The following is a 25496-nucleotide window of genomic DNA, read 5'->3' as shown; positions in this document are numbered from 1 at the left end:
CGGGCAGTTCCGGCACCACTGGCGCGCGTCTTTGATATTGCATCGGCATCGGAAACTGCGGGGCTCTACACTGACAGCGCGTGGATCGGAGCTGGCGTGCATGCGACGCAGCCGGCAATCTGCCGATAGTGAGCAACGGCGTCATTGATCCTGCGCTGATCGTGCGCTTGCCCCTGATCCCGGACCAATACTTACCAGTTGATTCACCCTTGTTTAAATGCAAGAGGAGTAAGGATTTCGCGAGTATCACAACAATGATCGCGCCGTCCGAAATTCGATAAGTTAATAGGGCCTTCGCATGGATATTGACGGTATGCTTAAGGAGATTGCCGACAAGGGCGGGGCGATGGAAGTCGTAGAAGACCACTATTATCCCTTGGACGTGGAAGCCGAGTTGCTGGGCCTCATTTCCAAAGAGTATCATGGCGGGGACCTAGGCTTTACAGAAACGCTGGCGTTGACGAATAAGGGACGCCAGCATCTGGGAATAGATGTAGTCACTCCACACACATGGACTTCCGCTGCCAGCACATTCGCTCGTATTATTGCCAAGTTTACACGACCAATTCTCTATCGGTGACTTAGTATTACTTAGGTTTATGAAATTTCATAGTCGCGTGGCTATTTTTGGCCTCGCTCCATTGTTCGAGGCGCGGCTGGCGGTTTGGAAGCGGAGGCACAAAGACCGCGTGCTTGCTGGATGTGGATCGCATTTGACGCAATTTTTCGGCGGCTGCCGAAGCGGGTGGGTGTCCAACTTATCGACCACGGATGTTATCTGGCTCTTATTGATTGCGCCGGGCGGCAGTCGCAGTCTCGATGCTGCATATTCAGTCGGATAGTCCTCATAGATTACGTCGCGCGCGCATTCCATGATATCTCCACCAAAATAGTTCAGTGCACTACAAGGATGTTGGTAGGCATAGCGCAGCCTAACGAATGCGTTGGCTGACAAATGCAATGTTTCGTCAAAAATCCGGATGAGGTTTATTCGTCCCGGCGGCAATGGCATCGCGTATCAAAACGCCTGCAATAGGGTTTTCCTATTTCGACTTGAAGAGCTTTTCCAGGTCGTACCGCATGCCCAATGATCTCGGCGGGGAATCGGCGGCGCTTGAAATGCTGCGCAATGGGTTTGGCCGAATCTGCTGCGGTCATGCCCTCCCATTACCCTCTCGATTTGTCCCAATCGGTAAAGCGGCGCTGCCTAAAATCGCTAAATACAGAAAAAATGTCGATTCCGCCCTTTGCGGGAGGAATCCGCTCACGCCCGTCAGGTTTTTCTAATGTTTTCAAGGGGCGTATATCGCGGCAGTTGCAGAAAGAATAATTCGCGGAAAGCGAGACCTTTATACTGCCTCAATTTGGGCGACTCAAATTTCACTAAATATTTCAAAACGTAACTTCGGATCGATTTTGATAATGTGGCAGCAATATGGCTATGTTTGTCAAGCACTTACTATCGCTCTACTGTTGCGCCCTCCAGGATGTCACCCTATAACCCCTCGCCGTAACGCCTGATTAACCAAAAATAGTACCGGCAAAGACAACGCTAAGGTTGAGGAACAAGAACATGACGACATACTATGTAGCGACGACCGGCAGCGGCGGTGGTAACGGAAGTGCCTCCACTCCCTTTCGCACGATTGGCGAGGCAATGTCGGCGAACCTTAAGCCCGGCGACGAGGTGGTGGTGAAGCCAGGAACCTACAACGAGAGCATCAACATCGACAAGGACGGCTCGGCGGCAGGCGACATCACGCTACGCTCGGAAGTGCCTGGCGCAGCGCTGATCCGCCCGCCCGCGGGCTCGTACACCGGGATCAGTGTCAACGCCAACTACGTGACAATCGACGGCTTCGACATCAAGGGCGGCAACGGTGACGGCATCGAAGCGAACAACGTCCATCACGTCTCAATTCTCAACAACAAGGTCCACGACAGCGGCGAGTCGGGCATTCAGTTCAACTATTCTGACTTCGTCAAGATCGTTGGGAACGAGACCTACCATAACGCGTCCACGGGCTGGTTCTCGGGCATCTCGATCTACGAGAACCGGAACATCACCGGCGATACCTCGACGACCGGTTACCGGAATATCGTACAAAACAACATCTCGCATGACAACGTCACGAAGACGGGTGCGCACACCGATGGCAACGGCATCATCATCGACGATTTTCAGAGCACACAGGCGGATGGTCATCCGAACTATACGTTTAAGACCCTCGTCGACAACAACCTGGTCTACGAGAACGGCGGCAAAGGCGTCCAGGTTGCCTGGAGCGACTCCGTCACGGTGCAGAACAACACAGCATACCACAACAACCAGGACCCGCTGAACGACGGCACCTGGCGCGGCGAGCTCAGCAACGCGCAGTCGAGCAACAACACCTGGGTCAACAACGTCGCCGTAGCCGACCCATCGGTGAACAAGAACAACACCGCTGTCGATAACACGTCGTACGGTGGCTACACCAACGCCAACACCGTCTGGGCCAACAACATCACTTACAACGGCACGGCCGGCCAGGACTCGGTCAGGACCGACGGCGGCAACGCGATGCCGAGTGCGACGAACGGCAACAAGCTCGGTGTCGACCCGCATTTCGCGGGGGCAGCGACCGACAACTTCCACCTCGGCTCCGGCTCGTCGGCGATCGACGGTGGAACCACCAAGTACGGCGTCGGCTCGACCGATCTGGACGGCCACGCTCGCGTCGTTGGGACTGTCGATATGGGTGCCTACGAATCGGGCTCCAGCGCGGCACCGGGAACGCCAACCACGCCGACGCAACCGACAACGCCGACCACGCCGACAGAGCCAACCACGCCGACGCAGCCGAGCTCCGGCTCGGGAACGCCGACCACGCCGACGCAACCGACAGAGCCGACAACGCCGACCACATCGACGAAGGTATATACCGGCACCGAGGGTAACGACTACCTGCCACACACCGGTCAGTCCAACGGCGGCAACGAAACCTACAAGGGTCTCGGCGGCAATGACGTGTTGAAGGGCGGCGCCGGCTCGGACGTCATCATTGGTGGTGCCGGAAAGGACATCATGAGCGGTGGTATCGGCTCGGATACGTTTACCTTCAAGACAGCGACGGAGACCGGGTCCGGCTGGAACCGCGACGTCATCACCGACTTCCAGCATGGCGTCGACAAGATCAACCTCTCGGCGATCGATGCGAATGGCTCTGCGCAGGGCGATGCAGCCTTCCATTTCCAGGCGCAAGAGAATGCCTTGTTCGATAAGAAGGCTGGCGCGCTCGCTTGGCACTATCAAGACAATGCTGGATCCGATCACGATATTACCGTTGTCCAGGCCGACCTGAACGGCGACGGCGTTCATGACTTCGAGATTCAGCTGCAGGGCCTCGTCCACCTGGGGGCAGGCGATTTGATCCTGTAACTATACCTGTTGCGGCGGTCGTCCGATCGCCGCAACAATCGTGCTAACAAAATGTGTCGACGGCGGAGTAAAACCCGCCACGCGGCGCGCAAAATTCGACTACTTCAGCGCGTGGATGAGCAAGCTGGGAGGGCATAGCCCGAACGGCGATCCCATCCGCGCGCTGCGATTTTTTGACGGCTGTCAGCCGGCCTTTCGAGTGCGGACTTGCGCGAGGCGATAACTGTCGCCGTTCATCTCGCGGATGTGGACGTGGCGGGTGACGCGGTCCAGCAGAGCGCCGGTCAGGCACTCGGATCCCAGGATTCCTCGAACGCAAGGTTGCTGGTGATCAGATGGCACTCGTCGACGTCTTGCGAGATCAGTTCAAACAATAATTCCGCACCGGTCTGGGACGCCCGTCCGGCCGCCGTACGCGGGATTCGCCGGGCGCGGTCCAAATGTGAGCGCCCAGGCTCCTTCGGGCTGGTCACGGGCGGCTTCAAGTCATTGAATTTGTGGCGACCCCTGCAGGAATCGAACCTGCGACAACCTGCTTAGAAGGCAGGTGCTCTATCCAGCTGAGCTAAGGGGCCGTCCGGCGGCCGCGTCTCACGAGCGCGACCGGATGCGGCATATCTGGACCAGAAATCTCAGTGCGTCCAGGGCTGCGTGCGGGTATAGCGGAAATTGTCCGGATAGGCGACAACCTGGCGTGTCGGGTCCTTCGGCGCGATGACGCGGTAGTCGATACCGTTGCGCTGGGCATAGGCTTCGGCGAATTCCTGCGTTTCGAAGGTGAGCTTCACCTGCTGGCGCATGTCACCCGAAGAGGTGTAGCCCATGATCGGATCGATCTTGCGCGGCGACTCCTGATCGAACTCAAGCACCCAGAGATTGGTCTTGGCCTTGCCGGACTGCATGGCGGTCTTGGCTGGACGATAGATCTTGGCAGACATGACTGCAGCGTCTCCGACTATGCGGGACAATGCCCGCCTTCATGGTCCTAATCCCGTTGCCGGCCCGTGCCGGGCCTTTTGCATCATCGCTGAGGATAACGCAAAGAGATGAATTTTCCTTAGCTGCGAATCCCCGCTTTTTCAAGGAAAAAGGCGGTGCACGACGACGCTGCCGACTCCATCCCATGACAAGCCGATGCGTTAGGAAGCAAAGAATATCCGCGGACAGGCGGCGGTGGGCGTTCTTCCCCTCGTGACGGACCAGCCATCTCTTGATGGCCAAGCGACACCGGCCGGATTGCGCAATGTTACCGATTGTCGCATGTTGTGATTGCAACCTGATTGCCGCAGCCAGCCCTCGGCACTATTTTTACGGCTCGGTTGGTTTCAGTGGATTCGCACTCATGATGAGACGTTCGGCGGAGTTCAATGCCATTGTGATAGGGGCTGGTATCACGGCGTTCTTCTACCTTGCGATCAGCTACGCTCAATATATCGGCCTGATCGCTCACGGCTAAGGCAGAATTGCCCTGACGCCAATAGTGCCAGGCAAACGGACTCGTGGCCTGGTAAGCAGACTGACCGCCCATCAAGATTTTTCTATCTTGCATCCACAGGTCCGGCGAGGAATCTTCGGCCAGAGCTGGATTTATGGGTTGCGACGGCGAAGTGAACCGTGTATCTCCCCTGCCATTCACGGCACGGAGTGTAGCGCAGCCTGGTAGCGCATCTGGTTTGGGACCAGAGGGTCGGGAGTTCGAATCTCTCCACTCCGACCATTCAAATATCCCGATATTGTTGAATTCCTTGACAGGCGCAGCGCAGCTTGCGGTTATACGCGCCGTCACTTCATCCTTTTCGTCGTCGTGGCGCTGACGATCCTGTCGCCCGGCTTGATTCCGAGTTTGGCAACAATGCCGGCGTTGAGTTCGACGACGTATTTCACAGCAACCATCGAATCGATGATGTCGCGCGAATAGGGCACTGCCTTTTCCTTGATGTGGCGAATCGTGCCGGTGTCGTCGGCAAAGAGCATGTCGAGTGGCAGGATGGTGTTTTCCATCCACATGGTGACGCGCCTTGGCTCGTCGAAATCGAAGATCATGCCGGCATCGTCGGCCATCACCTTGCGAAACATCAGTCCGCGGGCGCGCTGATCCGGGGTCGAGGCAATCTCGACAGTGAAATGCAGCACCTTGCCCGCCGCAGTCTGGATGAGCAGCGGCTCCTTGTCGAACCGCATCTGCTCCTCGGCCAAAGCCGGCAGCGCAACCATGAAAAAAAGCGCCAGGATGGCGCTTCTGATAGCATCAAATAGGATTAGGCCGCGCATGTTCAGTGCGACCGGCTTGCCGGGCTCGGAACGTCAGGATGGATCTCTGCGGCCATCAGGCCCTTTTCTCCGTCGCCGAAGCGGACGAGAACCACCTGGCCAGGGCGGAGCTCCGTCAGGCCGAAGCGGCGGAGCGTTTCCATGTGCACGAAGATGTCTTCCGTGCCCTCGCCGCGCGTCAGGAAGCCGAATCCCTTGGTGCGGTTGAACCACTTGACCAGCGCGCGCTCGAGTCCGCTCGTCGCGGTGACCTGCACATGGGTGCGCACCGGCGGCAGCTGCGAGGGATGAACCGCGGTCGACTGGTCCATCGAGAGGATCTTGAAAGCCTGATAGCCGCGCTCGCGGCGCTGGATGAGGGCGACGATGCGCGTTCCCTCGAGGATCGTCTGGTAACCGTCGCGGCGCAGGCAGGTCACGTGCAGGAGTACATCCTGCATGCCGTTGTCTGGCACGATGAAGCCGAAACCCTTGGCGACGTCGAACCACTTGACGACGCCGGTGATTTCAACAAGATCGACCGCCTCTCCCGATAGCTCGTCGAGGTCGGAGTATTCGTTCGATGAAATCCTGTCAGCCATTGTCGCCAGCCCCTCGAATACGCGTCACACTGTTACGGTTAACTGATTCTTGAAATCAAGATTAACATCTTGGTAACGGATAAGCGCAAGTCCTAGTTTTCGGTTATTCCCAGGTGCACATTTTATAAAGATGACTTGCCCGAAGCTGACCTCGGCTCGCCGAAAAAAGCTAGCCCCAATAAAGGAGTAAATAGAATGCGTTATCTTCATACAATGGTGCGCGTCAAAGACCTGGACGCCTCGCTTGCCTTTTACACCACGCTTTTCGGGCTGGAGGAGATTCGCCGCCACGAAAACGAGAAGGGCCGCTTCACCCTGGTTTTCCTGGCTGCTCGCGACGATCTCGACCGTGCGCGCAGCGAAAAGGCCCCCTGCCTCGAGCTTACCTACAACTGGGACACGGAAGATTATAGCGGAGGTCGCAATTTCGGCCACCTCGCTTATGAGGTCGACGATATCTACGCGACCTGCCAGAAGCTGATGGACAACGGCGTCACCATCAACCGGCCGCCGCGCGACGGGAATATGGCGTTCGTGCGCTCGCCCGACGGCATCTCGATCGAAATCCTTCAAAAGGGCAGCCCGCTTCCGGCCACTGAGCCCTGGCTCTCGATGGGCAATACCGGCGCCTGGTAAGGCTTTTCGGCGCGAGGCTTTTGCGAGGCTTGCGGCTTTTCCGATTTCGGGTCCGGCCGGCGCTTCGGCGCTTGCCGCGATCCGGCCCCGCAGGCAATCTCCTAACGACTCGAAGCGGAAGAGAAGCGGTTTTCGCTTATTTTCCGGATCAACTGGAGACTGTCGCTTGCGTAAGATGCAGATGCGGATGCCCCTGACCGGCGCTTTGCTGATCGCCACCTCGGTGCTGGCGCTGTCCGGCTGCGCGTCGGACAAGAAGGCGCTCGATTCCGCCGCAGTTGTTCCAGCACAAGCCGCAGCACCGCAGCTTGCCACCGCAGGGCCTGGAAGCCCTGCCCCACATTCGGTCTATACGGACCCTCGACTCGTCAACGTCTCCGGCGTCCAAGGCGCGCCTCAGGTCGTGGCACAAGATCCAAATGCCGCCGCTCCGCCCGCCGGCTCGGCAACGGCGGCGCCTGCCAATATCGGCGGGTTGATCCTGCAGTCGACCAGGATCAACGCGCAGTCGATGAGCATCTTTTCAGATCGCCAGCCGGCGCCGCAGAACAATAGCACCTCCACCGTCATTCAGCCGCAGGCCTATGCGCCGGTGGAAGGTGCAGCATCGGCGCGAAGCAGCGTCTATAGCCAGCCGCCCACGCTCCAACAGCCGGCAGAGCCGGTGCTGCCGCAGCAATCCTCGCAGAATAACAGTACGCAGCTTGCGCCTGCGCAGACTGCGTCGCTGGCGACGGGCAGCATTCCGACCTCGACGATGAATGCGCTCTACAGCGCGCCGAAGCAGAACCTGCTCGGCAGCCTCTCGGGCCTGCTGCACAAAGCCGCCCTGCCCGGCATGACGCGCATCGCGCCGAACGGGCTGCATCTCCAGAACGACAAGGTCGAGGTCGGTTGCTTCAAGCCCGACCTGCTGAAAGTGATCAAGACGGTCGAAAACCATTTCGGGCGACCGGTCATCGTCACCTCCGGCTATCGAGACGAAGAGCACAACCGCCTGGCCGGCGGGGCTGACGAATCGATGCACAAGAGCTGCGAGGCGGCCGACATCCAGATCGACGGTGTTACGAAATGGGATATCGCCGCCTATATCCGCTCGTTGCCGGACCGCGGCGGCGTCGGCACCTATTGCCATACGGATTCGGTCCACCTCGATACCGGCAAAAGTCGTGACTGGAACTGGGGCTGCGGCGGCAAACGCGCGCCGATGACGACCGCACGAGCGATCTGACGGCCGCGCGATTTTCGCATTACGTTACGGCAGCACCACCTGGTCTCATTAAAGAAACAACCGGCAGCCTGTTGATTCGGCTTCAATAATCGGCTTCTCGAACGCGCTCGGATTTCCTGTCATTTTTTTGAAAGAAACCGCAATTGCCGCTTGCGGGATTCAATACGCCTGACTATAAGGGCGCCACCACGAAGGACGCGCCCTTCGTCTATCGGTTAGGACACCAGATTTTCATTCTGGGAAGAGGGGTTCGACTCCCCTAGGGCGTACCACTTTCTCCCTATATAGAAGCCATCACTTCCGCTTGCAGAAGCCGGCGCACGCTCCTATTTTAACGAGGCTGCCTGCGCCCTTCGTCTATCGGTTAGGACGACAGATTCTCATTCTGTAAAGAGGGGTTCGACTCCCCTAGGGCGTACCAATTCCTGATGATAGGCCACCGGCCCTATGAGTCCCCTCGTGTAGAACCCTCTGGGTTCGCGCGCCGCTGCTCATCCCAGCCCGCCGGCTTGACCTCCATTCCGCGTAGACTGTGCCGCGATTTTCCACAGCCGAAATAAATCGGCGAAAACGATGATTTTTTCGCGCCTTGGCGCTTGCGGCCTTCGAAGGCGCTGACTATAAGGGCGCCACCACGAAGGAAGCGCCCTTCGTCTATCGGTTAGGACACCAGATTTTCATTCTGGGAAGAGGGGTTCGACTCCCCTAGGGCGTACCACTTTCTCTCCCTTGATTTCACATCGTCAGCGCTCTTGCGCGACCGTTCTATTTCGCCGGTGCTGCATCGCAGACGCGCAACTGGATGCGGCGTGCGCCCTGGTAGTGGTCGGCACCGAGCGAACCGGCGACATGCAGGCTGGCGCCGCGTGAATTGATGAGAAGATTGCCGAGCGGCGTATCGGCGGCGCGGAAGGCGATGCCGTCGAGCCGCGATCCGTCCATGGCCTCCAGCGTCACCTTCACATGTTTCTCGCCGACCAGGCGAGCGTCGCGCAGACGATGCGCCGGTATGGCAAAGAGCGGCTGTGCGTGGCCGGAGCCATAGGGGCCGGCGGCCTCCAGGCGGTCGATGAGTTCGATGGTGGCGCCACTTGCGCCGATCGCACCGTCGATCTTCAGCGTTTCGTTGGCGACGAGGCTAGCCACCGTCCTCTCGGCCTTCTCCGTGAAAAAGGTCCTCAGCTTGCCGAGATCGGTGCGCTCGACCGTCAGGCCCGCGGCCATTGCGTGGCCGCCGCCTTTGACGAGCAGCCCCTCGTCGACTGCGGCCCGGACCATCCTGCCCATGTCGAAGCCGTTGATGGAGCGGCCCGAGCCGGTGCCGCGGCCGGAGGGATCGAAGGCGATCGCAAAGGCCGGCCGTTTGAATTTCTCCTTCAGCCGCGCCGCGATCAGCCCGACGATACCGGGATGCCATTTCTCATGGGCGGTGACGATGACGGAGGCGCCCTCGCCGTCGCCATATTCGGCAAGCGCCTCGGCTTCCGCTTCCTGCAGCATGATCGCCTCCATCGCCTGGCGTTCGCGATTGAGCTCGTCCAGGCGCTGCGCGATCACATCCGCCTCTCCGGCGTCATCGAGCGTCAGCAGCCGGCTTCCGAGTGCGGCGTCGCCGATCCGCCCGCCGGCATTGATGCGCGGGCCGATCAGGAAGCCGAAATGATAGGGCGTCACCGGGCCGGCGAGCCCCGCCTTGCGGAAGAGTGCCGCCAATCCGGCATTGCTCTGGTGGCGGGCGGCAACCAGCCCCTTTACCACATAGGCGCGGTTGAGACCCTTCAGCGGCACGACATCGCAGACCGTCGCAAGTGCCACGATATCCAGCCATTGCAGCAGGTCGAGCGCCAGGATGCGCTTGTTGCCGGCCGCGCGCAGCAGCCTGAGTGTCGCGACCAGCACCATGAAGACGACGCCGGCGGCGCAAAGATGCCCCTGCCCCGAGAGATCGTCCTCGCGGTTCGGGTTGACCAGCGCATGGCAGGGCGGCAGCTCATGTGTCACCTGGTGGTGATCGATGACGACGACATCGATGTTGCGCGCCGCGGCAGCGGCCAGTGCCTCGTGGCTGGTGGAGCCGCAATCGACGGTGATGATCAGCTCAGCGCCGTTGTCGATCAACTGGTTGATCGCCGCCGGATTGGGGCCGTAACCTTCGAAGACGCGGTCTGGAATATAGATGGTCGCCCTGACACCGAAATGGCTGAGAAAGCGGAACATCAGTGCCGAGGAGGCTGCGCCGTCGACGTCGTAGTCGCCAAAAATCGCGACGCTCTCGCCGCGCTCGATTGCGCGCAGGAGGCGGGTCGCGGCCTTTTCGCAATCAGTGAGTCTATGGGGATCGGGCATCAGGCTGCGGATCGTCGGATCGAGGAATTCGATCGCCTCGTCTACCGTCACGCCGCGCCCGGCGAGCACCCGGGCGATCAGATCCGGTAATCCATGGATCTGCGACATGGCCAGCGCGCGGTTCTGCCCGGCCTGGTCGAGCCGCGCCACCCAGCGATTGTCGAGCGCGGATTTCTCCACGCCGAGAAACGCGCGCTGTACGGGGTCGACGAGATCTGCCATGCCACACTCCGCTGACTTCATCTGCTCTTTCTACAGGAGCAGCGGAGATAACATAGCGATGGATTTGCAGACACGGATTTTTACCAAAGCATGTCGCGCAAAAGCGTGCAGCGATTTTGCGACAACGACATGCGTAAAAATAGAGACCTAAAGCGCGAGAGCGAATCTGAAAGATCGCGACACGCTTTAGAATACCGCCCAGACGATCAGGGCGATGCCGGCCAGTTGCACCAGGATGACGGAGAAGAGAGTGAGAAGAATGGCCCAGTTGCGGCCTTCCGGGCTTTCGTCGTCATAGGCCTCATTGGAGGCCCCATCGGAGGGGTGGTAACGAACCTCATCACGGTTCGTCTCGGGAACTTCCTCAAACAGACCAGGATGATCGGGAGGTTCCTCTTCCGGGCGACCATACCCCTTCCCGGCATGGCTGTCCTTGTTCACGATGTTCTCCAAAGCCGGCGACTCCCTCTCCCGGCTTATTTATATCAATGTTTCGGTATCTGTTAATATAAGTTTTCGTGAGAGCGGTTAAACAGGCAATAAAAAAACCCGCTCTGCGTGCACAGAGCGGGTCAGCCATCCCGGATTGTGGCAAAAAAGAGTTCAACCTTCCTCTTTTGGCCGCTCGATGCGAATCACCTGCGGTTCGCCGAAGAGGTAACCTTCCGACTTGATCGAGGCGACCGCCTTGCGCACCGACTCTTCCATCGTCGCATGGGTGACGAGAATGATCGTCTGGTGGTGCGATGGCGCCAGGTGCTGCTTGGAGCGCTGGACGATCGATTCCAGCGAGATGTTGTTTTCCGCCATGCGGGTTGCGACGCTGGCAAAGACGCCGGTGCGGTCGAGCACGGTCAGGCGGATGAAATAGCCGCCCTCGTGGCTCTGCATCTGCGCCTTGCGGTAGGGTTCCAGCGTCGCTGCGGGATGGCCGAGCACCGGCACGCGCTGGGCGCCTGGCTGGCTCTTGGCAATATCGGCGATATCGCCGAGCACCGACGAGGCCGTCGCGTTGCCGCCGGCGCCCGGGCCTACCATCAGCAGTTCGCCGAGCACGTCGGATTCGATCGCCACCGCATTGGTGACGCCGTCGACCTGGGCGATGACCGAATCGACCGGCACCATTGTGGGATGGACGCGCTGCTCGATGCCGGTATCGGTGCGCTGGGCAACGCCTAAGAGCTTGATGCGATAGCCGAGCTCGGCGGCAGCGTGGATATCCTCGATCGAGATGTTGGTGATGCCTTCGAGATAGATGTCGTCGGCGGCGATCTGATTGCCGAAGGCGAGCGTCGTCAGGATGGAAAGCTTATGGGCCGTGTCGTTGCCCTCGATATCGAAGGCTGGATCGGCCTCGGCATAACCCAGCCGCTGCGCTTCCTTGAGGCATTCGGCGAAGGAAAGCCCCTCCTTCTCCATCTTGGTCAGGATGTAATTGCAGGTGCCGTTCATGATGCCATAGATGCGCGAGACGGAATTGCCCGTCAGCGATTCACGCAGCGCCTTGATGACCGGAATGCCGCCGGCGACTGCCGCCTCGAAGTTCAGCAGCGAACCCTTCTCCTCGGCGATCGTCGCAAGCTCGACGCCGTGATAGGCAAGCAGCGCCTTGTTGGCTGTCACCACATGGAGACCACGTTGGAGTGCCGTACGCACCGAGACGTTGGCGGCCCCTTCGGCGCCACCCATCAGTTCGACGAAGACGTCGATATCGCCTTTTTCGGCAAGCTCTTCCGGCCGGTCGAACCAGGTAACGGTGGAAAGATCGATGCCGCGATCCCTCGCCTTGTCACGCGCGGAGACCGCCGTGATGGTGATCGGACGCCCGCAGGTGACGGCAAGCTCGTTGCTTTTCTGCTGAATGATACGGACAAGCGAGGCGCCAACGGTGCCCAAGCCCGCAATGCCGATTTTGAGGGCATCTGCCATGGATCGATCCTGAAATGTCTGTGTGGCGGCAGCCGCCGAACGCGGCTGCCCAACGGTTGGATTAGCGGTGGGCGTTCAGCGAGATGACGTTGTGCATCGTCTCGTCTGCCGTCGACATGAACTTCTTGATGTTGCGCGCAGCCTGGCGGATACGGTGTTCGTTCTCGACAAGTGCCAAACGGACGTAGTCGTCGCCCATTTCGCCGAAGCCGATGCCCGGGGCAACGGCGACGTCGGCCTTCTCGACCAGCAGCTTGGAGAATTCCAGCGAACCGAGATGACGGAACTTTTCCGGAATCTTCGCCCAGGCGAACATCGTCGCAGCCGGCGGCGGCACCTCGAACCCGGCCTTTCCGAAACTTTCGACCATGACGTCGCGGCGGCGTTTATAGACGTTGCGGACTTCCGCAATGTCGGAACCATCGCCGTTCAGCGCATGCGTCGCCGCCACCTGGATCGGCGTGAAGGCGCCGTAGTCGAGATAGGACTTGACGCGGGTGAGCGCCGCGATCAGCCGCTCGTTGCCGACGGCAAAGCCCATGCGCCAGCCGGGCATGGAGAAGGTCTTCGACATCGAGGTGAACTCGACCGTCACGTCCATTGCGCCCGGCACTTCGAGAACCGACGGCGGCGGGGAGCCGTCGAAGTAGATTTCCGAATAGGCAAGGTCGGAAAGCACGATGATGTCGTGCTTTTTCGCGAAGGCGATGACGTCCTTGTAGAAATCGAGCGTCGCGACAAAAGCCGTCGGATTCGAGGGGTAGTTGAGGATCAGCGCCAAGGGCTTCGGGATCGAATGCCGGACGGCACGTTCCAGCGGTTCGAAGAAGCTCGCATCCGGCTCCACCGACATGGAACGGATCACGCCGCCCGCCATCAGGAAGCCGAAGGCGTGGATCGGATAGGTGGGGTTCGGGCAGAGGATCACGTCGCCCGGCGCCGTAATCGCCTGCGCCATGTTGGCGAAGCCTTCCTTGGAGCCCAAGGTGGCGACCACCTGCGTATCCGGGTTGAGCTTGACGCCGAAACGGCGGGCATAATAGGCGGCCTGGGCACGGCGCAGCCCCGGAATGCCCTTGGAAGAGGAATAGCGGTGCGTGCGCGGATCCTGCACGACCTCGCACAGCTTGTCGACGATCGACTGAGGAGTGGGGAGGTCTGGGTTTCCCATGCCGAGATCGATGATATCGGCGCCGCCCGCTCGCGCGCTTGCTTTCAAACGGTTGACCTGTTCGAAAACGTAAGGCGGCAAACGCCGGACTTTGTGAAACTCTTCCATCTCATTCCCCATGGAAAGGCGGCATTTCGGGCCGCAGTCGAAGTTCGTTCCGTCTTCCGGCGGCTGCGACACGAACTTCAGAATCGCAACGCCGTGTTCATCAGACCCAAGTGACGCGGCGAATCTTTGACGGAAAGGCCGCGTAACGCGCTTTATCGGAAAAATTGTATCTTCCGATCCATTCGGAATGGCTTTGCGTCCAAATTGCCTGAAAGGCAAGGTCTATTTGGAGATTTCGGAGAGTGTATCGGTGCCGTGCTCGGCGGCGAGACGCCGCATTTCGGCGACCTTGGCCTGATATTCGGCTTCCGAGATCGTGCCGGCCTTACGCCGAGCGGCAAGTGCCGTCAGCTGATGCTGCAGTTCAGCCGCCTGCTCGTCACTCATCTGGACATTGGCGGCGGTCAGCGGCGCACCGAAACTCGGATAGCCGTCCGGGTATTTTGCCAGGCCGCCCTCAGCCGCCTCGCCCTTGGTGGCCGGCATGACGACGGCGGTCGGCGCCGCCCGCTTAGCGGCAGCTGCGGCCTTTTGTTCCGCCGTCAGATTGCATCCGGCAAGCGCCATCGCCGCCGCGGCGCAGATCAGTGCGGTGCGGTTGAGGATTGCGATGCGCCGAATGCCGTTCTTTGTCATGCCTCAAAAATCCAGTTCTGACTGCGTCGACTGTTAAATTTGTCGCAGCCACAAAGCAATAGCATGAGCCGATGCGGGTGGAACTTGTTTTCTCGTTCGATCACGATGTACAACGAATGGATAAAAAGAGTGGTGCTGCCGCCGGAGGAAATGGTGACCGACAGCAAGCAGGAGAATGGCGGCCAAAAGAATGGCGAAAAGGCCGGCTTCGACGCGACCGATCTCGATCCCTATCTGTTGAAGGATCCCGAGGCCATGGCGATGAATTTCGCCCGGGCGCTCGAAAATCTCGGACAGGCGGCGTCTGCCTGGCTTGCGCCGCGCGAACGCGGCGAGATCGCCGAAACCGCCGTCGATCCGATGACCGACATGGTCAAGACGCTTTCCAAGGTCACCGAATACTGGATTTCCGATCCGCGCCGCACCTTCGAGGCACAGACGCAGCTGATGTCCTCGTTCTTCGGCATCTGGATGCGCTCGATGCAGCGCATGCAAGGCACGCGCGGCATGCAAGGAGAACCCACGCCGCCGGAACCGGACACCCGCAAGGACAAGCGCTTCTCGGACGAGGACTGGCAGAAGAATCCGTTCTTCGATTTTCTCCGCCAGGTCTATTTCGTCACCACCGACTGGGTGGAAAAGCTGGTGTCGGAGACCGATGGCCTCGACGAGCATACCAAGCACAAGGCCGGCTTCTACGTGAAGCAGATCACGGCAGCGCTTTCGCCGACCAACTTCATCGCCACCAATCCGCAACTCTACCGCGAGACGATCGCAACCAGCGGCGCCAATCTGGTGCGCGGAATGAAGATGCTGGCCGAGGATATCGCTGCCGGACATGGCGACCTTCGCCTTCGCCAGACCGACATGACGAAATTCGCCGTCGGCCGCGACATGGCGCTGACGCCAGGCAAGGTGATCGCCCAGAACGACATCTGCCAGATCATCCAGTACGAGGCTTCGACCGAAACGGTGCTGAAGCGGCCGCTTTTGATCTGCCCGCCCTGGATCAACAAATTCTATATTCTCGACCTCAACCCGCAAAAATCCTTCATCAAATGGTGCGTCGACCAGGGTCAGACGGTCTTCGTCATTTCCTGGGTCAACCCGGATGCGCGCCACGCCGACAAGGACTGGGCAGCCTATGCCCGCGAGGGAATCGATTTCGCGCTTGATACAATCGAGAAGGCGACCGGCGAAAAGGACGTCAACGCCGTCGGCTACTGCGTCGGCGGCACGCTGCTGGCGGCGACACTGGCGCTGCATGCCAAGGAGAAGAACAAGCGCATCAAGACCGCGACACTCTTCACCACCCAGGTCGACTTCACTCATGCCGGCGACCTCAAGGTCTTCGTCGACGAGGAGCAGCTTGAAGCGCTCGAAGAGCATATGCAGGCGACCGGCTATCTCGACGGCACGAAGATGTCGATGGCCTTCAACATGCTGCGCGCCTCCGAGCTGATCTGGCCTTATTTCGTCAACAACTACCTCAAGGGCCAGGATCCCCTGCCCTTCGACCTACTGTTCTGGAACGCCGACTCGACCCGCATGGCGGCGGCAAACCATGCCTTCTACCTGCGCAATTGCTATCTCAAGAACGCGCTGACGCGGAACGAGATGATCCTCGACGGCAAGTCCGTGTCGCTGAAGGATGTGAAGATCCCGATCTATAATCTCGCCACCCGCGAGGATCACATCGCACCTGCCAAGTCCGTCTTCCTCGGCAGCCGGTTCTTCGGCGGCGAGGTGGAATTCGTCGTGACCGGCTCGGGACATATCGCCGGCGTCGTCAACCCGCCCGACAGGAAGAAGTATCAATTCTGGACGGGCGGCCCGGCCAAGGGGGACTACGAGACCTGGCTCGAGCAGGCGACCGAGACCCCGGGATCATGGTGGCCACATTGGCAGGCCTGGATCGAGACGCATGACGGCAGGCGTGTGCCGGCCCGCAAACCCGGCGGCGACGCCTTGAACGCCATCGAGGAAGCGCCGGGAAGTTATGTGATGGAGCGCGCCTGAGACGCCCAACGCATCTCTTTTTGAGACGTCGTGAGAAACTGCAACGCCGCGTAAACAAATTAGAAACCATAATTCGTCATCCTTGCGAGACAGTCGGACGTCGTGGGTGGTCTAAATTCGGCCCATTTGCGCCTGTACCGGCCCCCGGCGAAGTGTAGTCAGTCAGTGCCGCCGGCCTGCGTAGCGAGTTTGAAAGACGAGTGTAGTATGGCGTGTGCGGTCGGGACGTTCGATGACGTCACCCCTCTTGGCGGATCTGCTTTCCGTTGGCGCAGATCTCGCGGTTTCCTTTACAGTGTTGTCGGCGCCGGATTTCTGACCTCGACATGGCTGATCGCGACCTTCGCGACGATGCATTCGATCGCCGCTCCCTATTCTCCGCCGGATCGCCTGGCACAGGTGGCGGCTGCGCCGAAGGTGGCGCCTACACCGCGCCATGAGAGGCTGATTCATGTCGGCAAGGCCGACCGGCTAACCGCCTTCGATGCGAAGCCGAAGGTCCCGCTGACGGCGAGCCTCATTCAATCCCATGCCGAAAAGACCGCCGCCGCAGCAACGGCGCTGGCGGCTCTTACAAAAAACAATCGGCTCACCATGGCCGCGGAGCAACCGGTCGTGGCCGCGATTTCCGACAGCGCCAAATTCCGCAAGGACGATGTCATCGCGCCGCCGCCGGTCGAGCTCGCCTCGGCAGAGACTGATGAAGACGACGGCGATCGGATCATCGTTCCGTCGAAGGAGGCGGTCGCTGCAGCCGAACTGACAGCCCTGCTTGCGCTTGCCGATGCAGGATCCCGGCAAATCGCGCCGGCTCCGGTCGAGCCGACCGCATCTCCCGTCAAAACGGCCTCAATTCCCGCCTCGGAACCTGCACCGGTGGTCGTTGCCGCCGCGGACGACGCGCCACCCTTCGATCTCGTGCTGGCGCCGGACGAAGGTTCCGTGCCGCTGCCGATGGCACGTCCTGATGGCCTCATCGGCAAACCGGCACTGGCTTCCAAGGGTTCGCAGCGCGCTGGCGAGCCTGCACTTGCCTATGCCCAGCCGAACTCGCCGATCGAGGATGACGAGGACGACGCAGTGCCGCGCTATGACAAGCCGGTGTTCTCGCCGAAGCTGCGCGCTGGCGTGGCGATCTACGACATCGAAAACAGCACCGTCTATCTGCCGAACGGCGAACGGCTCGAGGCCCATTCCGGGCTCGGCAAGATGCGCGACAATCCGCGTTATGTGAACAAGAAGATGCGCGGACCAACACCGCCGCACACCTATGTCCTCACGATACGCGAGAGCCTTTTCCATGGGGTCGAGGCGCTGCGGCTGACGCCGGTCCAGGGTTCGGACGCAATCTATGACCGTGTCGGCCTTCTCGCCCATACCTATATGCTCGGCAAGAACGGCGATTCCAACGGCTGCGTCTCCTTCAAGGACTACCGCCGCTTCCTCGCCGCCTACAAGCGCGGCGACATCAGGCAACTCGTGGTGGTGCCAAGGCTGAACAACAAACCGTCTTCGACGTTCGCTTCGCTGTTTTCGTCGCGCAGCTGACGACAGGAGAGTGCACTGCCGCTTGCCCGGCGGCGACGCTACTTCAACCAGGCTGCGATTCTCTCCACCGCCTCGCCGATCTCGGCTTGCGAGCCCGCATAGGACAGACGCAGCGTTCGATTTCCCTCCAGCGGATCGAAATCGAGACCGGGCGTTGCGGCGACGTCGATTTCCACGAGCATGCGTTTGGCAAAGCCCATGCTGTCATTGCTGAAGCGGGTGACGTCGAGATAGGCGTAGAAGGCGCCGTCCATCGGCGAGGCGATCGAAAGGCCGATCTGCGGCAGTCGCCGCATCAGCAAATCGCGGTTGGCGGCGTAACTGGCCTTGTAACGATCGAGCTCGCCGCCGGCGCTCAGAGCGGCCGTGGCGGCGATCTGGGAAAGCTCAGGTGGGGAAATATAAAGGCTCTGCGCCACCCGCTCGATCGGCCGAACCAGGCGCTCGGGAAGCACCATCCAGCCGATTCGCCAGCCGGTCATGCAATAATATTTGGAGAAGGAGTTGATGACGATCGCCTCGTCGGTCAGCTCCAGCGCGCTCGCCTCCTCGCCTGCGAAGGTCAGCCCGTGGTAGATTTCATCGGAGATGAAGGCGATGGAATGGGCCGCGCAATAATCCGAAAGCGCCTTCAGCCCCTCGCGGCCTGTCACCGTGCCGGTCGGATTGGCGGGGCTGGCGAGCAGCACGCCTTTCAGCGTCATGCCGCTTTCCTTCTGCGCTGTTTCCAGGCTTTGCGGCGTCAGGGTGAAGTGGGTCTCGGCGGTTACAGGCACTTCGAGAACCTTCAGGCCGAGCGCGCCGAGGATATTGCGATAGGCGGGATAACCAGGTCTTGCGATCGCCACCGCATCGCCGGCATCGAAGAGCGACAGGAAGGCGAGATTGAAGCCGGCCGAGGAACCGGTGGTGATGGCGATGCGCTTGGGATCGATCTCCAGGCCGTGGCGATCCTTGTAGTGCCAGGCGAGCGCCGATTTCAGCCGCGCCGTACCGAGCGCATCGGTATAGCCGATCCGGCCTTCGACAAGGGCTGCGCGCGCCGCTTCGAGGGCCGCCTGAGGCGCCGGATGCGAGGGCTGACCGACCGCCATCGAGATCACCGGATGGCCGCTCGCACGCCGCTTCGTCGCCTCCGCCAAGACGTCCATGGCGTGAAAGGGCTCGACTTCGCTGCGTTTCGATATGGAAAACAAGATCGTTTCTCGCTCAGCTTCTGCAATGACGGCCCGACAATTGCCGCATTAATCGGCTGATCACAATCCCGCGAGGGCCATGCGGGGATGAAAAATTCCTGTTTGAGCAGAACCGAACCCACCGTACCTTGACGCGAGGCTTTCAAGTCCATTAACCCGGCGACGTCATCTCGACGACGAGACGACCATACCGCCGATGACGAGGATATCATGGCATTCTTCCCGAAGACCTTCACCGCTCTGGCGCTTGCCGCATCGATCGCCCTTCCGCTTCCGGCGGCAGCACTCGACGACCAGCAGAAGAAGGAGTTCGGCGAATTCATCAAGCAATACCTGATCGAGAACCCCGAGATCATGCTGGAAGTCCAGGACGCGCTGCAGAAGAAGCAGGAAGCCCAGCGGTTGGTGAAGGCCAATATGGCGATCGAAGAGAACACCACCGACATCTTCGAATCGAAGAACGACGTTACGCTCGGCAATCCCAAGGGCGATGTGACGGTCGTCGAGTTCTTCGATTATAATTGCAGCTACTGCCGGCATGCGCTGCCCGACATGCAGGCGATGCTTAAGAAAGACAAGAATGTCCGTTTCGTCCTCAAGGAGTTTCCGATCCTCGGGCCGGATTCGGTTGCCGCCCACAAGGTGGCTGACGCTTTCCGCAAGCTGGCACCGGAGAAATATGCCGATTTCCACGTCGCCCTTCTCGGCAGCGAAGGCCGCGCCTCTGACGAAACAGCGATCGCGGTCGCCGCTTCGCTCGGCGTCAGCGAGGACAATATCCGCGCCGAGATGGCAAAGAGCCCGAATGACGGTATCGTCCAGGCGACCTACCAGCTCGCCTCCAGTCTCGGCATCAGCGGCACGCCCTCCTATGTGATCGGCAATGAACTGGTGCCGGGCGCCGTCGGGCTCGACGATCTCGAAGCCAAGGTCAAGAACATGCGCAGCTGCGGCAAGACCGCCTGCTGAGCAATCAACCGCCGAACGATAGCCCATCAAATCGACAAAATCGAAGCGTTTCAACCATGTGGACAAATGTGGCGCGATTGCAGCTGGCCAATCCGTAAGGGCTTTCATTCAGCTCTCGCGGAGTCTATAGGTTGCCGTCGTACATTTTACGGAACATTCTATGACGCAAACGATTTTTGTCCTGAACGGCCCCAACCTGAACATGCTGGGTAAACGAGAGCCCGGCATTTATGGCGGCAAGACGCTCAAGGACATCGAGGCGGACTGCAAGGCCGCAGGCCGCGAACTCGGCATCGATATCGATTTCCGTCAGAGCAACCACGAAGGCACGCTCGTCGACTGGTTCCATGAGGCCGACGAAAATGCAGTCGGCGTTGCGATCAATGCAGGCGCCTATACGCATACATCGGTCGCGCTGCATGATGCGATCCGCGCCATTTCCATTCCCGTCGTCGAGCTCCACATATCCAACGTGCATGCACGGGAAGAATTCCGCCACAAGTCGATGATCGCGCCGGCATGCAAAGGCGTGATCTATGGCTTCGGGCCTCACAGCTACATCCTGGCGCTCCACGCGCTGAAGAACATCACGGCATAAGAAGAAGACAGGGCAACACCATGGCTGAAAAGAAATCGGGTATCGACCAGGCACTGATCCGCGATCTCGCCAATATTCTCAACGAAACGGATCTGACGGAGATCGAGGTCGAGCAGGACGATCTGCGTATCCGCGTTTCGCGCGCCGGCACGCCGCAATATGTCCAGGCGCCGATCGCAGCACCGGCCTTTGCCGCGCCCGCCGCAGCGGCAGCCGCTGCCGCGCCCGTCGCAGCTCCCAGCCGCAACCCGGCCAATGTCGTCAGTGCACCGATGGTTGGCACCGTCTACATGGCGGCGGCTCCAGGCGCGCGTCCGTTCATCGAAGTCGGCGCAATCGTCAAGGAAGGCCAGACGCTCATCATCATCGAAGCGATGAAGACGATGAACCAGATCCCTTCGCCGAAGTCAGGCAAGGTGACCGAGATCCTCGTCGATGACGGACATCCCGTTGAGTACGGCCAAGCCCTCGTCGTCATCGAATAGGCCGATGCCCATGATTTCGAAAATCCTCATCGCCAATCGCGGGGAAATCGCCCTTCGCGTGCTCCGGGCCTGCAAAGAGCTCGGCATCGCCTGCGTCGTGGTTCATTCCACCGCCGACGCCGATGCCATGCATGTGCGCCTTGCCGACGAAAGTGTGTGCATCGGCCCGCCCTCGTCGCGCGAGAGCTATCTCAACATCCACCAGATCGTCGCCGCCTGCGAGATCACCGGCGCCGACGCCGTGCATCCGGGCTACGGATTTCTGTCGGAGAATGCCAAGTTCGCCGATATCCTCGACGCCCACGGCATCACCTTTATCGGACCGACGGCGGACCACATCCGCATCATGGGCGACAAGATCACCGCCAAGACGACGGCGCTGGAACTCGGCATTCCCGTCGTTCCGGGCTCGGACGGCGAAGTGAAGACCGAAGAGGATGCGCTGAAGACGGCCGCCGAAATCGGCTATCCCGTACTGATCAAGGCCACGGCCGGCGGCGGCGGACGCGGCATGAAGGTCGCCAAGAGCGAGGCCGACCTGATCGAGGCCTGGTCGACGGCGCGCAGCGAAGCGGCAGCTGCCTTCGGCAATGATGCCGTCTACATGGAAAAATATCTCGGCAAGCCGCGGCACATCGAAATCCAGGTGTTCGGCGACGGCGAAGGCAACGCCATCCATCTCGGCGAGCGCGACTGCTCGCTGCAGCGCCGCCATCAGAAGGTCTGGGAAGAGGCGAATTCGCCAGCGCTCAACGTCGAGCAGCGCATGAAGATCGGCCAAATCTGTGCCGATGCCATGAAGAAGCTGAAATATCGCGGCGCCGGCACGATCGAATTTCTCTACGAGAACGGCGAGTTCTATTTCATCGAAATGAACACCCGTCTGCAGGTGGAGCATCCGATCACCGAAGCGATCACCGGCATCGACCTCGTGCACGAACAGATCCGCGTCGCTTCCGGCGGCGGTCTCTCGGTGACGCAGGATGAAGTGCATTTTTCCGGTCACGCCATCGAATGCCGTATCAATGCCGAGCACCCGCGCACCTTCGTGCCTTCGCCCGGTACGATCACGCATTTCCACGCGCCGGGTGGCCTCGGCGTGCGCATCGATTCCGGCGCCTATCAGGGCTACAAGATCCCGCCCTATTACGACAGCCTCATCGGCAAGCTGATCGTGCATGGCCGCACCCGCGTCGAATGCATGATGCGCCTGCGCCGGGCGCTCGACGAATTCGTCGTCGACGGCATCAATACGACGCTGCCGCTGTTCCAGGATCTCGTGTCCAACCAGGATATCGCCAACGGCGACTACGACATCCACTGGCTGGAAGACTACCTCGCCAACACACCGGCGGCATAGGACAGGAATGGCAGGATCGCGCAGGAAGTCACCAGGCATAACCCCTGACATTCTCCTGCGCGCCTATTCCATCGGGCTCTTCCCGATGGCCGAATCCGCCGACGATCCGGAGATTTTCTGGGTCGAACCGGAACTCCGCGGCGTGCTGCCGTTCGACCGTTTCCATGTGTCGAAAAGCCTTGCCAAGGCAGTGCGCAAGAAACGCTTCAATATCCGTTTCGATCACGCTTTCGATCAGGTCATTGCTGCCTGTGCGGAAGAGACATCCGGGCGCCCGAGCACCTGGATCAACAAGACGATCAGATCGCTTTACGCGACGCTCTTCGACATGGGCCATGCCCATACCGTCGAAGCCTGGGAGGGCAATGAATTGGTCGGCGGCCTCTATGGCGTCTCGCTCGGCTCGGCCTTCTTCGGCGAAAGCATGTTTTCGCGCCGGACGGATGCCTCGAAGATCTGCCTCGTGCATCTGGTCGACCGGCTGCGGGAAAAGGGCTTCACCCTGCTCGACACGCAGTTCACTACCGAGCACTTGAAGACGTTCGGAGCGATCGACGTTCCGAAGGCCGATTATGCCATGATGCTTGCGGCGGCGATGGAATCGCCGCATCTGGAATTCTGAGGATCGTTTTCAGAGTAAAATTCGGCAGACAATATCGTCCTTACCCGTCGTGGATCACCTCGTTCCACGCGTCGGGTTGTGGAGGGTGCCGAAGACCAGCGAAGACGCAGTTATTTCGCCTTGGCGCCGTCAGGCGCCGGGACATCCGAGTTTGCCTTGCAGTCTTTCAGCCAGACGTCGTAGATCGGGTGCTCGACGGCATTGAGGCCGGGGCTGGCGGCAAACATCCAGCCGGTGAAAATCCGGCGGATCTTGCGGTCTAGGGTGATCTCGTCGACCTCGACGAAACCGTCGATCTTCTGGGCTTCTGCCTGGTCGCGCGAATAACAGGCCTTCGGTGTCACTTGCAGCGCGCCGAACTGTACCGTCTCATTGACATAGACGTCGAAGGTCGTGATGCGGCCGGTGATCTTGTCGAGGCCGGAGAAGACGGCAACCGGATTTTCGATGCGTGCAGCATTTGCCGCAACTGGCGGAAGCAGGGCCAAAAGCGCCAGCAGCGATCCGGCGGCACGCAGCACCATGTTCCGCGTGAAGAGCTTCATGTGTACCCGTCTCCAGACATTTTCAGTTCACCGCCGCGGTCAAGCGCGGCCAACCTGCGGGTAAAGGTCAATTGTGGCCAAAAGCCGGGTCTTGGGATCGCCCCGGTCGGGCCGTCTCAGTTGCCTGGCGTCCAGGCGTCGTAATCGCCGGTGACTCGTGGACGCTCGCCCGGAACGGAGATGGAACCCGGCGGACGATAGGCCTGCGATGAACCGGTATGGTTGGGACGGTGCGGCTTCTGCCATTCCTTGGCGACGTAGCTCTCCTTGGACGGAGGAACATCGGTGCGATGATGCATCCAGCCATGCCAACCCGGCGGAATGGCGGAGGCTTCGGCATAACCCTTGTAGATCACCCAACGCTTCGGCAGACCGTAGGAAGACATGCCGCCTTCGTAGTAGACGTTGCCGAATTCATCCTCGCCGACGCGCTTGCCAAAACGCCAGGTCGCAAAACGCGTGCCCATCGTCTGACCGTTCCACCAGGTAAAGGTCTGAACCAGAAGATTCCACATGTCTTTTCCTTGTGCCCGCCAGATGCGAGCCAAACCAGAATTCGTTTCCTCGCTTATGCCGTCGCCAAGCCGAATTGTCCAGCGATTCCACGACGGACACAGGTCATTTCAAAGCCATCTTGAAGCCCAGGTGCGAGGGCTTGAAGCCCAGCCTTTTGTAGAAACGATGGGCGTCCTTGCGTATCGCGTTCGAGGTCAACGCTACCCGCCCGATACCGCGGCCTTTTGCCTCGGCAATGGCGAATTCGATCATCAGGGCGCCGACCCCCTGCCCTCGCATATCGGCGCGCGTCTGCACCGCCTCGATGATCATCGCCGAGGAGCCGCGGCTGGTGAGCGACGTCGTCACCATCGTCTGGAACGTGCCGACGACCTCGCCGCCGCGCTCTGCGACGTAAAGCGTCTGGTCGGGCGAAGACTCGATGGCGGCGAAGGCCCTGACATAGTCGGGAAAGGCTTCGGGATCGGTCGTATCGCCATGACCGCCGAGCGCATCGGCGGCAAACATAGCCACGAGCGCCGACAGGTCGTCCTTGCGCGCCTGACGAATGAGAATGTCGGATAACTCAACGGCCACGGCTTCAATGTCCTTCGAGCGGTTTTTCGAGGATCAGTGCCGGAATGCCGGATTGCCCGGCCCCGCTATTTTCGTTGCGTCCGACCTCGATGAAGTCGTGCGAGAGATAGAAGGCGATCGCCGCAGCGTTTTGCGGTTCAACTTCGAGACGCATGATCTCCGCATCCGGAAAGCAGGTTTCGAGTTCGGCGAAGATATCGCGGCCGATACCCTGGCGCTGTAGCGCCGGCCTGACATAGAGGAGATGCAGCATGACCGTTTTCGTCAATTGCTGCGACATTGCCGCATACCCCATGCCGCCGATATTACGGCCGTCATCGGCAACGAGGAATTCGGCATCCTTTTGCACCAGGCGCGTTTTCAGCGCCGCCGGCGAAAAGAGATGGGTGATCAGTTCATCTACCCTGGCCCTGCCATGCAGGCCGTCATAGCTGGCATGAAAGCTCTCCACGAGCAGGGCGCGCACCTTCTCCAGGTCGCGCTCGCCGGCCGTGCGGACGAAATACACCG

General features: G+C 60.1%; 25 protein-coding genes, 5 tRNA genes and 1 pseudogene. 16 read left to right on the top strand and 15 right to left on the bottom strand.

All coding sequences use genetic code 11. The features are described from left to right. Nucleotides 1-298: 298 nt before the first annotated feature. Together ACIPSK_RS02975 and ACIPSK_RS02970 are read left to right on the top strand one after the other, a co-directional pair. On the top strand, nt 299-580 hold the full coding sequence (locus tag ACIPSK_RS02975; RefSeq protein WP_162118793.1) for a hypothetical protein: 282 nt from the start codon (nt 299-301) through the stop codon (nt 578-580). Nucleotides 581-1573: 993 nt separating this feature from the next. Next, nucleotides 1574-3421 carry a choice-of-anchor Q domain-containing protein gene (locus ACIPSK_RS02970; RefSeq protein ID WP_017964113.1) on the top strand — a complete coding sequence of 616 codons (1848 nt, stop codon included), beginning with the start codon at nt 1574-1576 and terminating at the stop codon, nt 3419-3421. Nucleotides 3422-3604: 183 nt separating this feature from the next. On the opposite strand, the pseudogene ACIPSK_RS02965 reads toward ACIPSK_RS02970, so the two are convergent. The 3 genes and pseudogenes from ACIPSK_RS02965 to ACIPSK_RS02955 form a co-directional block, all read right to left on the bottom strand. Then, nucleotides 3605-3816: pseudogene (locus tag ACIPSK_RS02965) on the bottom strand (ATP-binding protein); the annotation flags it as partial. A 103-nt stretch (nt 3817-3919) separates the two neighbouring features. After that, nucleotides 3920-3996: transfer RNA gene (locus tag ACIPSK_RS02960), tRNA-Arg, on the bottom strand. A 57-nt stretch (nt 3997-4053) separates the two neighbouring features. Then, nucleotides 4054-4359, bottom strand: coding sequence for an ETC complex I subunit (locus ACIPSK_RS02955; protein ID WP_162118685.1), 306 nt, complete (start codon nt 4357-4359; stop codon nt 4054-4056). A 305-nt stretch (nt 4360-4664) separates the two neighbouring features. On the opposite strand from ACIPSK_RS02955, the gene ACIPSK_RS02950 reads away from it, so the two are divergent. Both ACIPSK_RS02950 and ACIPSK_RS02945 read left to right on the top strand, forming a co-directional pair. Then, nucleotides 4665-4877: a hypothetical protein gene (locus tag ACIPSK_RS02950; RefSeq protein ID WP_017964110.1), complete on the top strand. Its 213-nt coding sequence runs from the start codon at nt 4665-4667 to the stop codon at nt 4875-4877. 184 nt (nt 4878-5061) lie between these two features. Next, nucleotides 5062-5138: transfer RNA gene (locus ACIPSK_RS02945), tRNA-Pro, on the top strand. A 65-nt stretch (nt 5139-5203) separates the two neighbouring features. Here ACIPSK_RS02945 and ACIPSK_RS02940 read toward each other — a convergent pair. Beyond that, nucleotides 5204-5692, bottom strand: coding sequence for a DUF192 domain-containing protein (locus tag ACIPSK_RS02940; RefSeq protein WP_162118686.1), 489 nt, complete (start codon nt 5690-5692; stop codon nt 5204-5206). 2 nt (nt 5693-5694) lie between these two features. Further along, nucleotides 5695-6273, bottom strand: a complete 579-nt coding sequence (locus tag ACIPSK_RS02935) for a cold-shock protein (protein ID WP_012757289.1) — start codon at nt 6271-6273, stop codon at nt 5695-5697. Nucleotides 6274-6468: 195 nt separating this feature from the next. On the opposite strand from ACIPSK_RS02935, the gene gloA reads away from it, so the two are divergent. The 5 genes from gloA (at nt 6469) to ACIPSK_RS02910 (ending at nt 8858) form a co-directional block, all read left to right on the top strand. Then, nucleotides 6469-6909: a lactoylglutathione lyase gene (gene gloA / locus ACIPSK_RS02930; protein ID WP_162118687.1), complete on the top strand. Its 441-nt coding sequence runs from the start codon at nt 6469-6471 to the stop codon at nt 6907-6909. 175 nt (nt 6910-7084) lie between these two features. Then, nucleotides 7085-8140, top strand: coding sequence for a YcbK family protein (locus tag ACIPSK_RS02925; protein ID WP_409995652.1), 1056 nt, complete (start codon nt 7085-7087; stop codon nt 8138-8140). A gap of 197 nt (nt 8141-8337) precedes the next feature. Next, nucleotides 8338-8412 (top strand) — tRNA-Glu (locus ACIPSK_RS02920). Nucleotides 8413-8486: 74 nt separating this feature from the next. Continuing rightward, a tRNA-Glu gene (locus tag ACIPSK_RS02915) sits at nt 8487-8561 on the top strand. Nucleotides 8562-8783: 222 nt separating this feature from the next. Continuing rightward, nucleotides 8784-8858, top strand: a tRNA-Glu gene (locus ACIPSK_RS02910). A 47-nt stretch (nt 8859-8905) separates the two neighbouring features. Here the strand turns inward: ACIPSK_RS02910 and recJ are convergent. The 5 genes from recJ to ACIPSK_RS02885 form a co-directional block, all read right to left on the bottom strand. Beyond that, nucleotides 8906-10708, bottom strand: a complete 1803-nt coding sequence (gene recJ, locus ACIPSK_RS02905) for a single-stranded-DNA-specific exonuclease RecJ (protein WP_162118689.1) — start codon at nt 10706-10708, stop codon at nt 8906-8908. Nucleotides 10709-10894: 186 nt separating this feature from the next. Beyond that, on the bottom strand, nt 10895-11149 hold the full coding sequence (locus ACIPSK_RS02900) for a hypothetical protein (RefSeq protein WP_026154131.1): 255 nt from the start codon (nt 11147-11149) through the stop codon (nt 10895-10897). A gap of 162 nt (nt 11150-11311) precedes the next feature. After that, entirely contained in the window at nt 11312-12637 is a 1326-nt protein-coding gene (locus ACIPSK_RS02895) for a homoserine dehydrogenase (RefSeq protein ID WP_162118690.1), read from the bottom strand. A gap of 61 nt (nt 12638-12698) precedes the next feature. Continuing rightward, a complete protein-coding gene (locus tag ACIPSK_RS02890) occupies nt 12699-13916 on the bottom strand; it encodes an LL-diaminopimelate aminotransferase (RefSeq protein ID WP_162118691.1) in 1218 nt (405 codons plus the stop codon). Nucleotides 13917-14138: 222 nt separating this feature from the next. After that, nucleotides 14139-14552, bottom strand: coding sequence for a hypothetical protein (locus tag ACIPSK_RS02885; protein WP_162118692.1), 414 nt, complete (start codon nt 14550-14552; stop codon nt 14139-14141). A gap of 150 nt (nt 14553-14702) precedes the next feature. Here ACIPSK_RS02885 and ACIPSK_RS02880 point away from each other — a divergent pair, with 150 nt between their 5' ends. Together ACIPSK_RS02880 and ACIPSK_RS02875 are read left to right on the top strand one after the other, a co-directional pair. After that, nucleotides 14703-16571, top strand: a complete 1869-nt coding sequence (locus ACIPSK_RS02880) for a PHA/PHB synthase family protein (RefSeq protein ID WP_222281171.1) — start codon at nt 14703-14705, stop codon at nt 16569-16571. Nucleotides 16572-16778: 207 nt separating this feature from the next. Next, nucleotides 16779-18119 carry a DUF2778 domain-containing protein gene (locus ACIPSK_RS02875; RefSeq protein ID WP_162118693.1) on the top strand — a complete coding sequence of 447 codons (1341 nt, stop codon included), beginning with the start codon at nt 16779-16781 and terminating at the stop codon, nt 18117-18119. A gap of 38 nt (nt 18120-18157) precedes the next feature. Here the strand turns inward: ACIPSK_RS02875 and ACIPSK_RS02870 are convergent, their stop codons facing one another. Further along, a complete protein-coding gene (locus ACIPSK_RS02870) occupies nt 18158-19315 on the bottom strand; it encodes a pyridoxal phosphate-dependent aminotransferase (RefSeq protein ID WP_162118694.1) in 1158 nt (385 codons plus the stop codon). A 210-nt stretch (nt 19316-19525) separates the two neighbouring features. Here ACIPSK_RS02870 and ACIPSK_RS02865 point away from each other — a divergent pair, with 210 nt between their 5' ends. The 5 genes from ACIPSK_RS02865 (at nt 19526) to aat (ending at nt 23349) form a co-directional block, all read left to right on the top strand. Further along, on the top strand, nt 19526-20284 hold the full coding sequence (locus ACIPSK_RS02865) for a DsbA family protein (RefSeq protein ID WP_162118695.1): 759 nt from the start codon (nt 19526-19528) through the stop codon (nt 20282-20284). Between the two features lie 160 nt (nt 20285-20444). After that, on the top strand, nt 20445-20882 hold the full coding sequence (gene aroQ / locus ACIPSK_RS02860) for a type II 3-dehydroquinate dehydratase (RefSeq protein ID WP_162118696.1): 438 nt from the start codon (nt 20445-20447) through the stop codon (nt 20880-20882). A gap of 20 nt (nt 20883-20902) precedes the next feature. Continuing rightward, the gene (gene accB, locus ACIPSK_RS02855; RefSeq protein WP_162118697.1) at nt 20903-21367 is read left to right on the top strand and encodes an acetyl-CoA carboxylase biotin carboxyl carrier protein; all 465 of its coding nucleotides are present in this window, start codon (nt 20903-20905) and stop codon (nt 21365-21367) included. A gap of 4 nt (nt 21368-21371) precedes the next feature. Beyond that, nucleotides 21372-22727, top strand: coding sequence for an acetyl-CoA carboxylase biotin carboxylase subunit (gene accC, locus ACIPSK_RS02850; RefSeq protein WP_017964094.1), 1356 nt, complete (start codon nt 21372-21374; stop codon nt 22725-22727). 7 nt (nt 22728-22734) lie between these two features. Beyond that, a complete protein-coding gene (aat, locus tag ACIPSK_RS02845) occupies nt 22735-23349 on the top strand; it encodes a leucyl/phenylalanyl-tRNA--protein transferase (RefSeq protein ID WP_162118698.1) in 615 nt (204 codons plus the stop codon). 110 nt (nt 23350-23459) lie between these two features. Here aat and ACIPSK_RS02840 read toward each other — a convergent pair whose 3' ends face one another. From ACIPSK_RS02840 to ACIPSK_RS02825, 4 genes are all read right to left on the bottom strand, one after another. Continuing rightward, nucleotides 23460-23894 (bottom strand): DUF2155 domain-containing protein, encoded by a 435-nt coding sequence (locus ACIPSK_RS02840; protein WP_017964092.1) that lies wholly within the window; start codon nt 23892-23894, stop codon nt 23460-23462. A 116-nt stretch (nt 23895-24010) separates the two neighbouring features. After that, the gene (locus tag ACIPSK_RS02835; RefSeq protein ID WP_162118699.1) at nt 24011-24409 is read right to left on the bottom strand and encodes an NADH:ubiquinone oxidoreductase subunit NDUFA12; all 399 of its coding nucleotides are present in this window, start codon (nt 24407-24409) and stop codon (nt 24011-24013) included. 103 nt (nt 24410-24512) lie between these two features. Next, on the bottom strand, nt 24513-24986 hold the full coding sequence (locus ACIPSK_RS02830; protein ID WP_162118700.1) for a GNAT family N-acetyltransferase: 474 nt from the start codon (nt 24984-24986) through the stop codon (nt 24513-24515). Nucleotides 24987-24990: 4 nt separating this feature from the next. Then, entirely contained in the window at nt 24991-25494 is a 504-nt protein-coding gene (locus ACIPSK_RS02825; protein WP_162118701.1) for a GNAT family N-acetyltransferase, read from the bottom strand. Nucleotides 25495-25496 lie beyond the last annotated feature (2 nt).

The sequence above is a fragment of the Rhizobium sp. LARHSG275 genome, from assembly GCF_052871115.1.
Note: the sequence above shows the minus strand (reverse complement) of the source record. Positions and strands in the feature narration are given on the sequence as shown.

What these genes read in the sequence shown, in the direction of transcription:
- ACIPSK_RS02835 (WP_162118699.1), bottom strand. Translation starts at nt 24,409, where the DNA reads ATGTGGAATCTTCTGGTTCAGACCTTTACCTGGTGGAACGGTCAGACG.
- ACIPSK_RS02935 (WP_012757289.1), bottom strand. Translation starts at nt 6,273, where the DNA reads ATGGCTGACAGGATTTCATCGAACGAATACTCCGACCTCGACGAGCTA.
- ACIPSK_RS02880 (WP_222281171.1), top strand. Translation starts at nt 14,703, where the DNA reads ATGGTGACCGACAGCAAGCAGGAGAATGGCGGCCAAAAGAATGGCGAA.
- ACIPSK_RS02955 (WP_162118685.1), bottom strand. Translation starts at nt 4,359, where the DNA reads ATGTCTGCCAAGATCTATCGTCCAGCCAAGACCGCCATGCAGTCCGGC.
- ACIPSK_RS02925 (WP_409995652.1), top strand. Translation starts at nt 7,085, where the DNA reads ATGCAGATGCGGATGCCCCTGACCGGCGCTTTGCTGATCGCCACCTCG.
- gloA (WP_162118687.1), top strand. Translation starts at nt 6,469, where the DNA reads ATGCGTTATCTTCATACAATGGTGCGCGTCAAAGACCTGGACGCCTCG.
- aat (WP_162118698.1), top strand. Translation starts at nt 22,735, where the DNA reads ATGGCAGGATCGCGCAGGAAGTCACCAGGCATAACCCCTGACATTCTC.
- ACIPSK_RS02975 (WP_162118793.1), top strand. Translation starts at nt 299, where the DNA reads ATGGATATTGACGGTATGCTTAAGGAGATTGCCGACAAGGGCGGGGCG.
- ACIPSK_RS02885 (WP_162118692.1), bottom strand. Translation starts at nt 14,552, where the DNA reads ATGACAAAGAACGGCATTCGGCGCATCGCAATCCTCAACCGCACCGCA.
- aroQ (WP_162118696.1), top strand. Translation starts at nt 20,445, where the DNA reads ATGACGCAAACGATTTTTGTCCTGAACGGCCCCAACCTGAACATGCTG.
- ACIPSK_RS02970 (WP_017964113.1), top strand. Translation starts at nt 1,574, where the DNA reads ATGACGACATACTATGTAGCGACGACCGGCAGCGGCGGTGGTAACGGA.
- ACIPSK_RS02950 (WP_017964110.1), top strand. Translation starts at nt 4,665, where the DNA reads ATGTTACCGATTGTCGCATGTTGTGATTGCAACCTGATTGCCGCAGCC.
- ACIPSK_RS02840 (WP_017964092.1), bottom strand. Translation starts at nt 23,894, where the DNA reads ATGAAGCTCTTCACGCGGAACATGGTGCTGCGTGCCGCCGGATCGCTG.
- ACIPSK_RS02875 (WP_162118693.1), top strand. Translation starts at nt 16,779, where the DNA reads ATGGCGTGTGCGGTCGGGACGTTCGATGACGTCACCCCTCTTGGCGGA.
- accC (WP_017964094.1), top strand. Translation starts at nt 21,372, where the DNA reads ATGCCCATGATTTCGAAAATCCTCATCGCCAATCGCGGGGAAATCGCC.
- ACIPSK_RS02890 (WP_162118691.1), bottom strand. Translation starts at nt 13,916, where the DNA reads ATGGAAGAGTTTCACAAAGTCCGGCGTTTGCCGCCTTACGTTTTCGAA.
- accB (WP_162118697.1), top strand. Translation starts at nt 20,903, where the DNA reads ATGGCTGAAAAGAAATCGGGTATCGACCAGGCACTGATCCGCGATCTC.
- ACIPSK_RS02865 (WP_162118695.1), top strand. Translation starts at nt 19,526, where the DNA reads ATGGCATTCTTCCCGAAGACCTTCACCGCTCTGGCGCTTGCCGCATCG.
- recJ (WP_162118689.1), bottom strand. Translation starts at nt 10,708, where the DNA reads ATGGCAGATCTCGTCGACCCCGTACAGCGCGCGTTTCTCGGCGTGGAG.
- ACIPSK_RS02940 (WP_162118686.1), bottom strand. Translation starts at nt 5,692, where the DNA reads ATGCGCGGCCTAATCCTATTTGATGCTATCAGAAGCGCCATCCTGGCG.
- ACIPSK_RS02895 (WP_162118690.1), bottom strand. Translation starts at nt 12,637, where the DNA reads ATGGCAGATGCCCTCAAAATCGGCATTGCGGGCTTGGGCACCGTTGGC.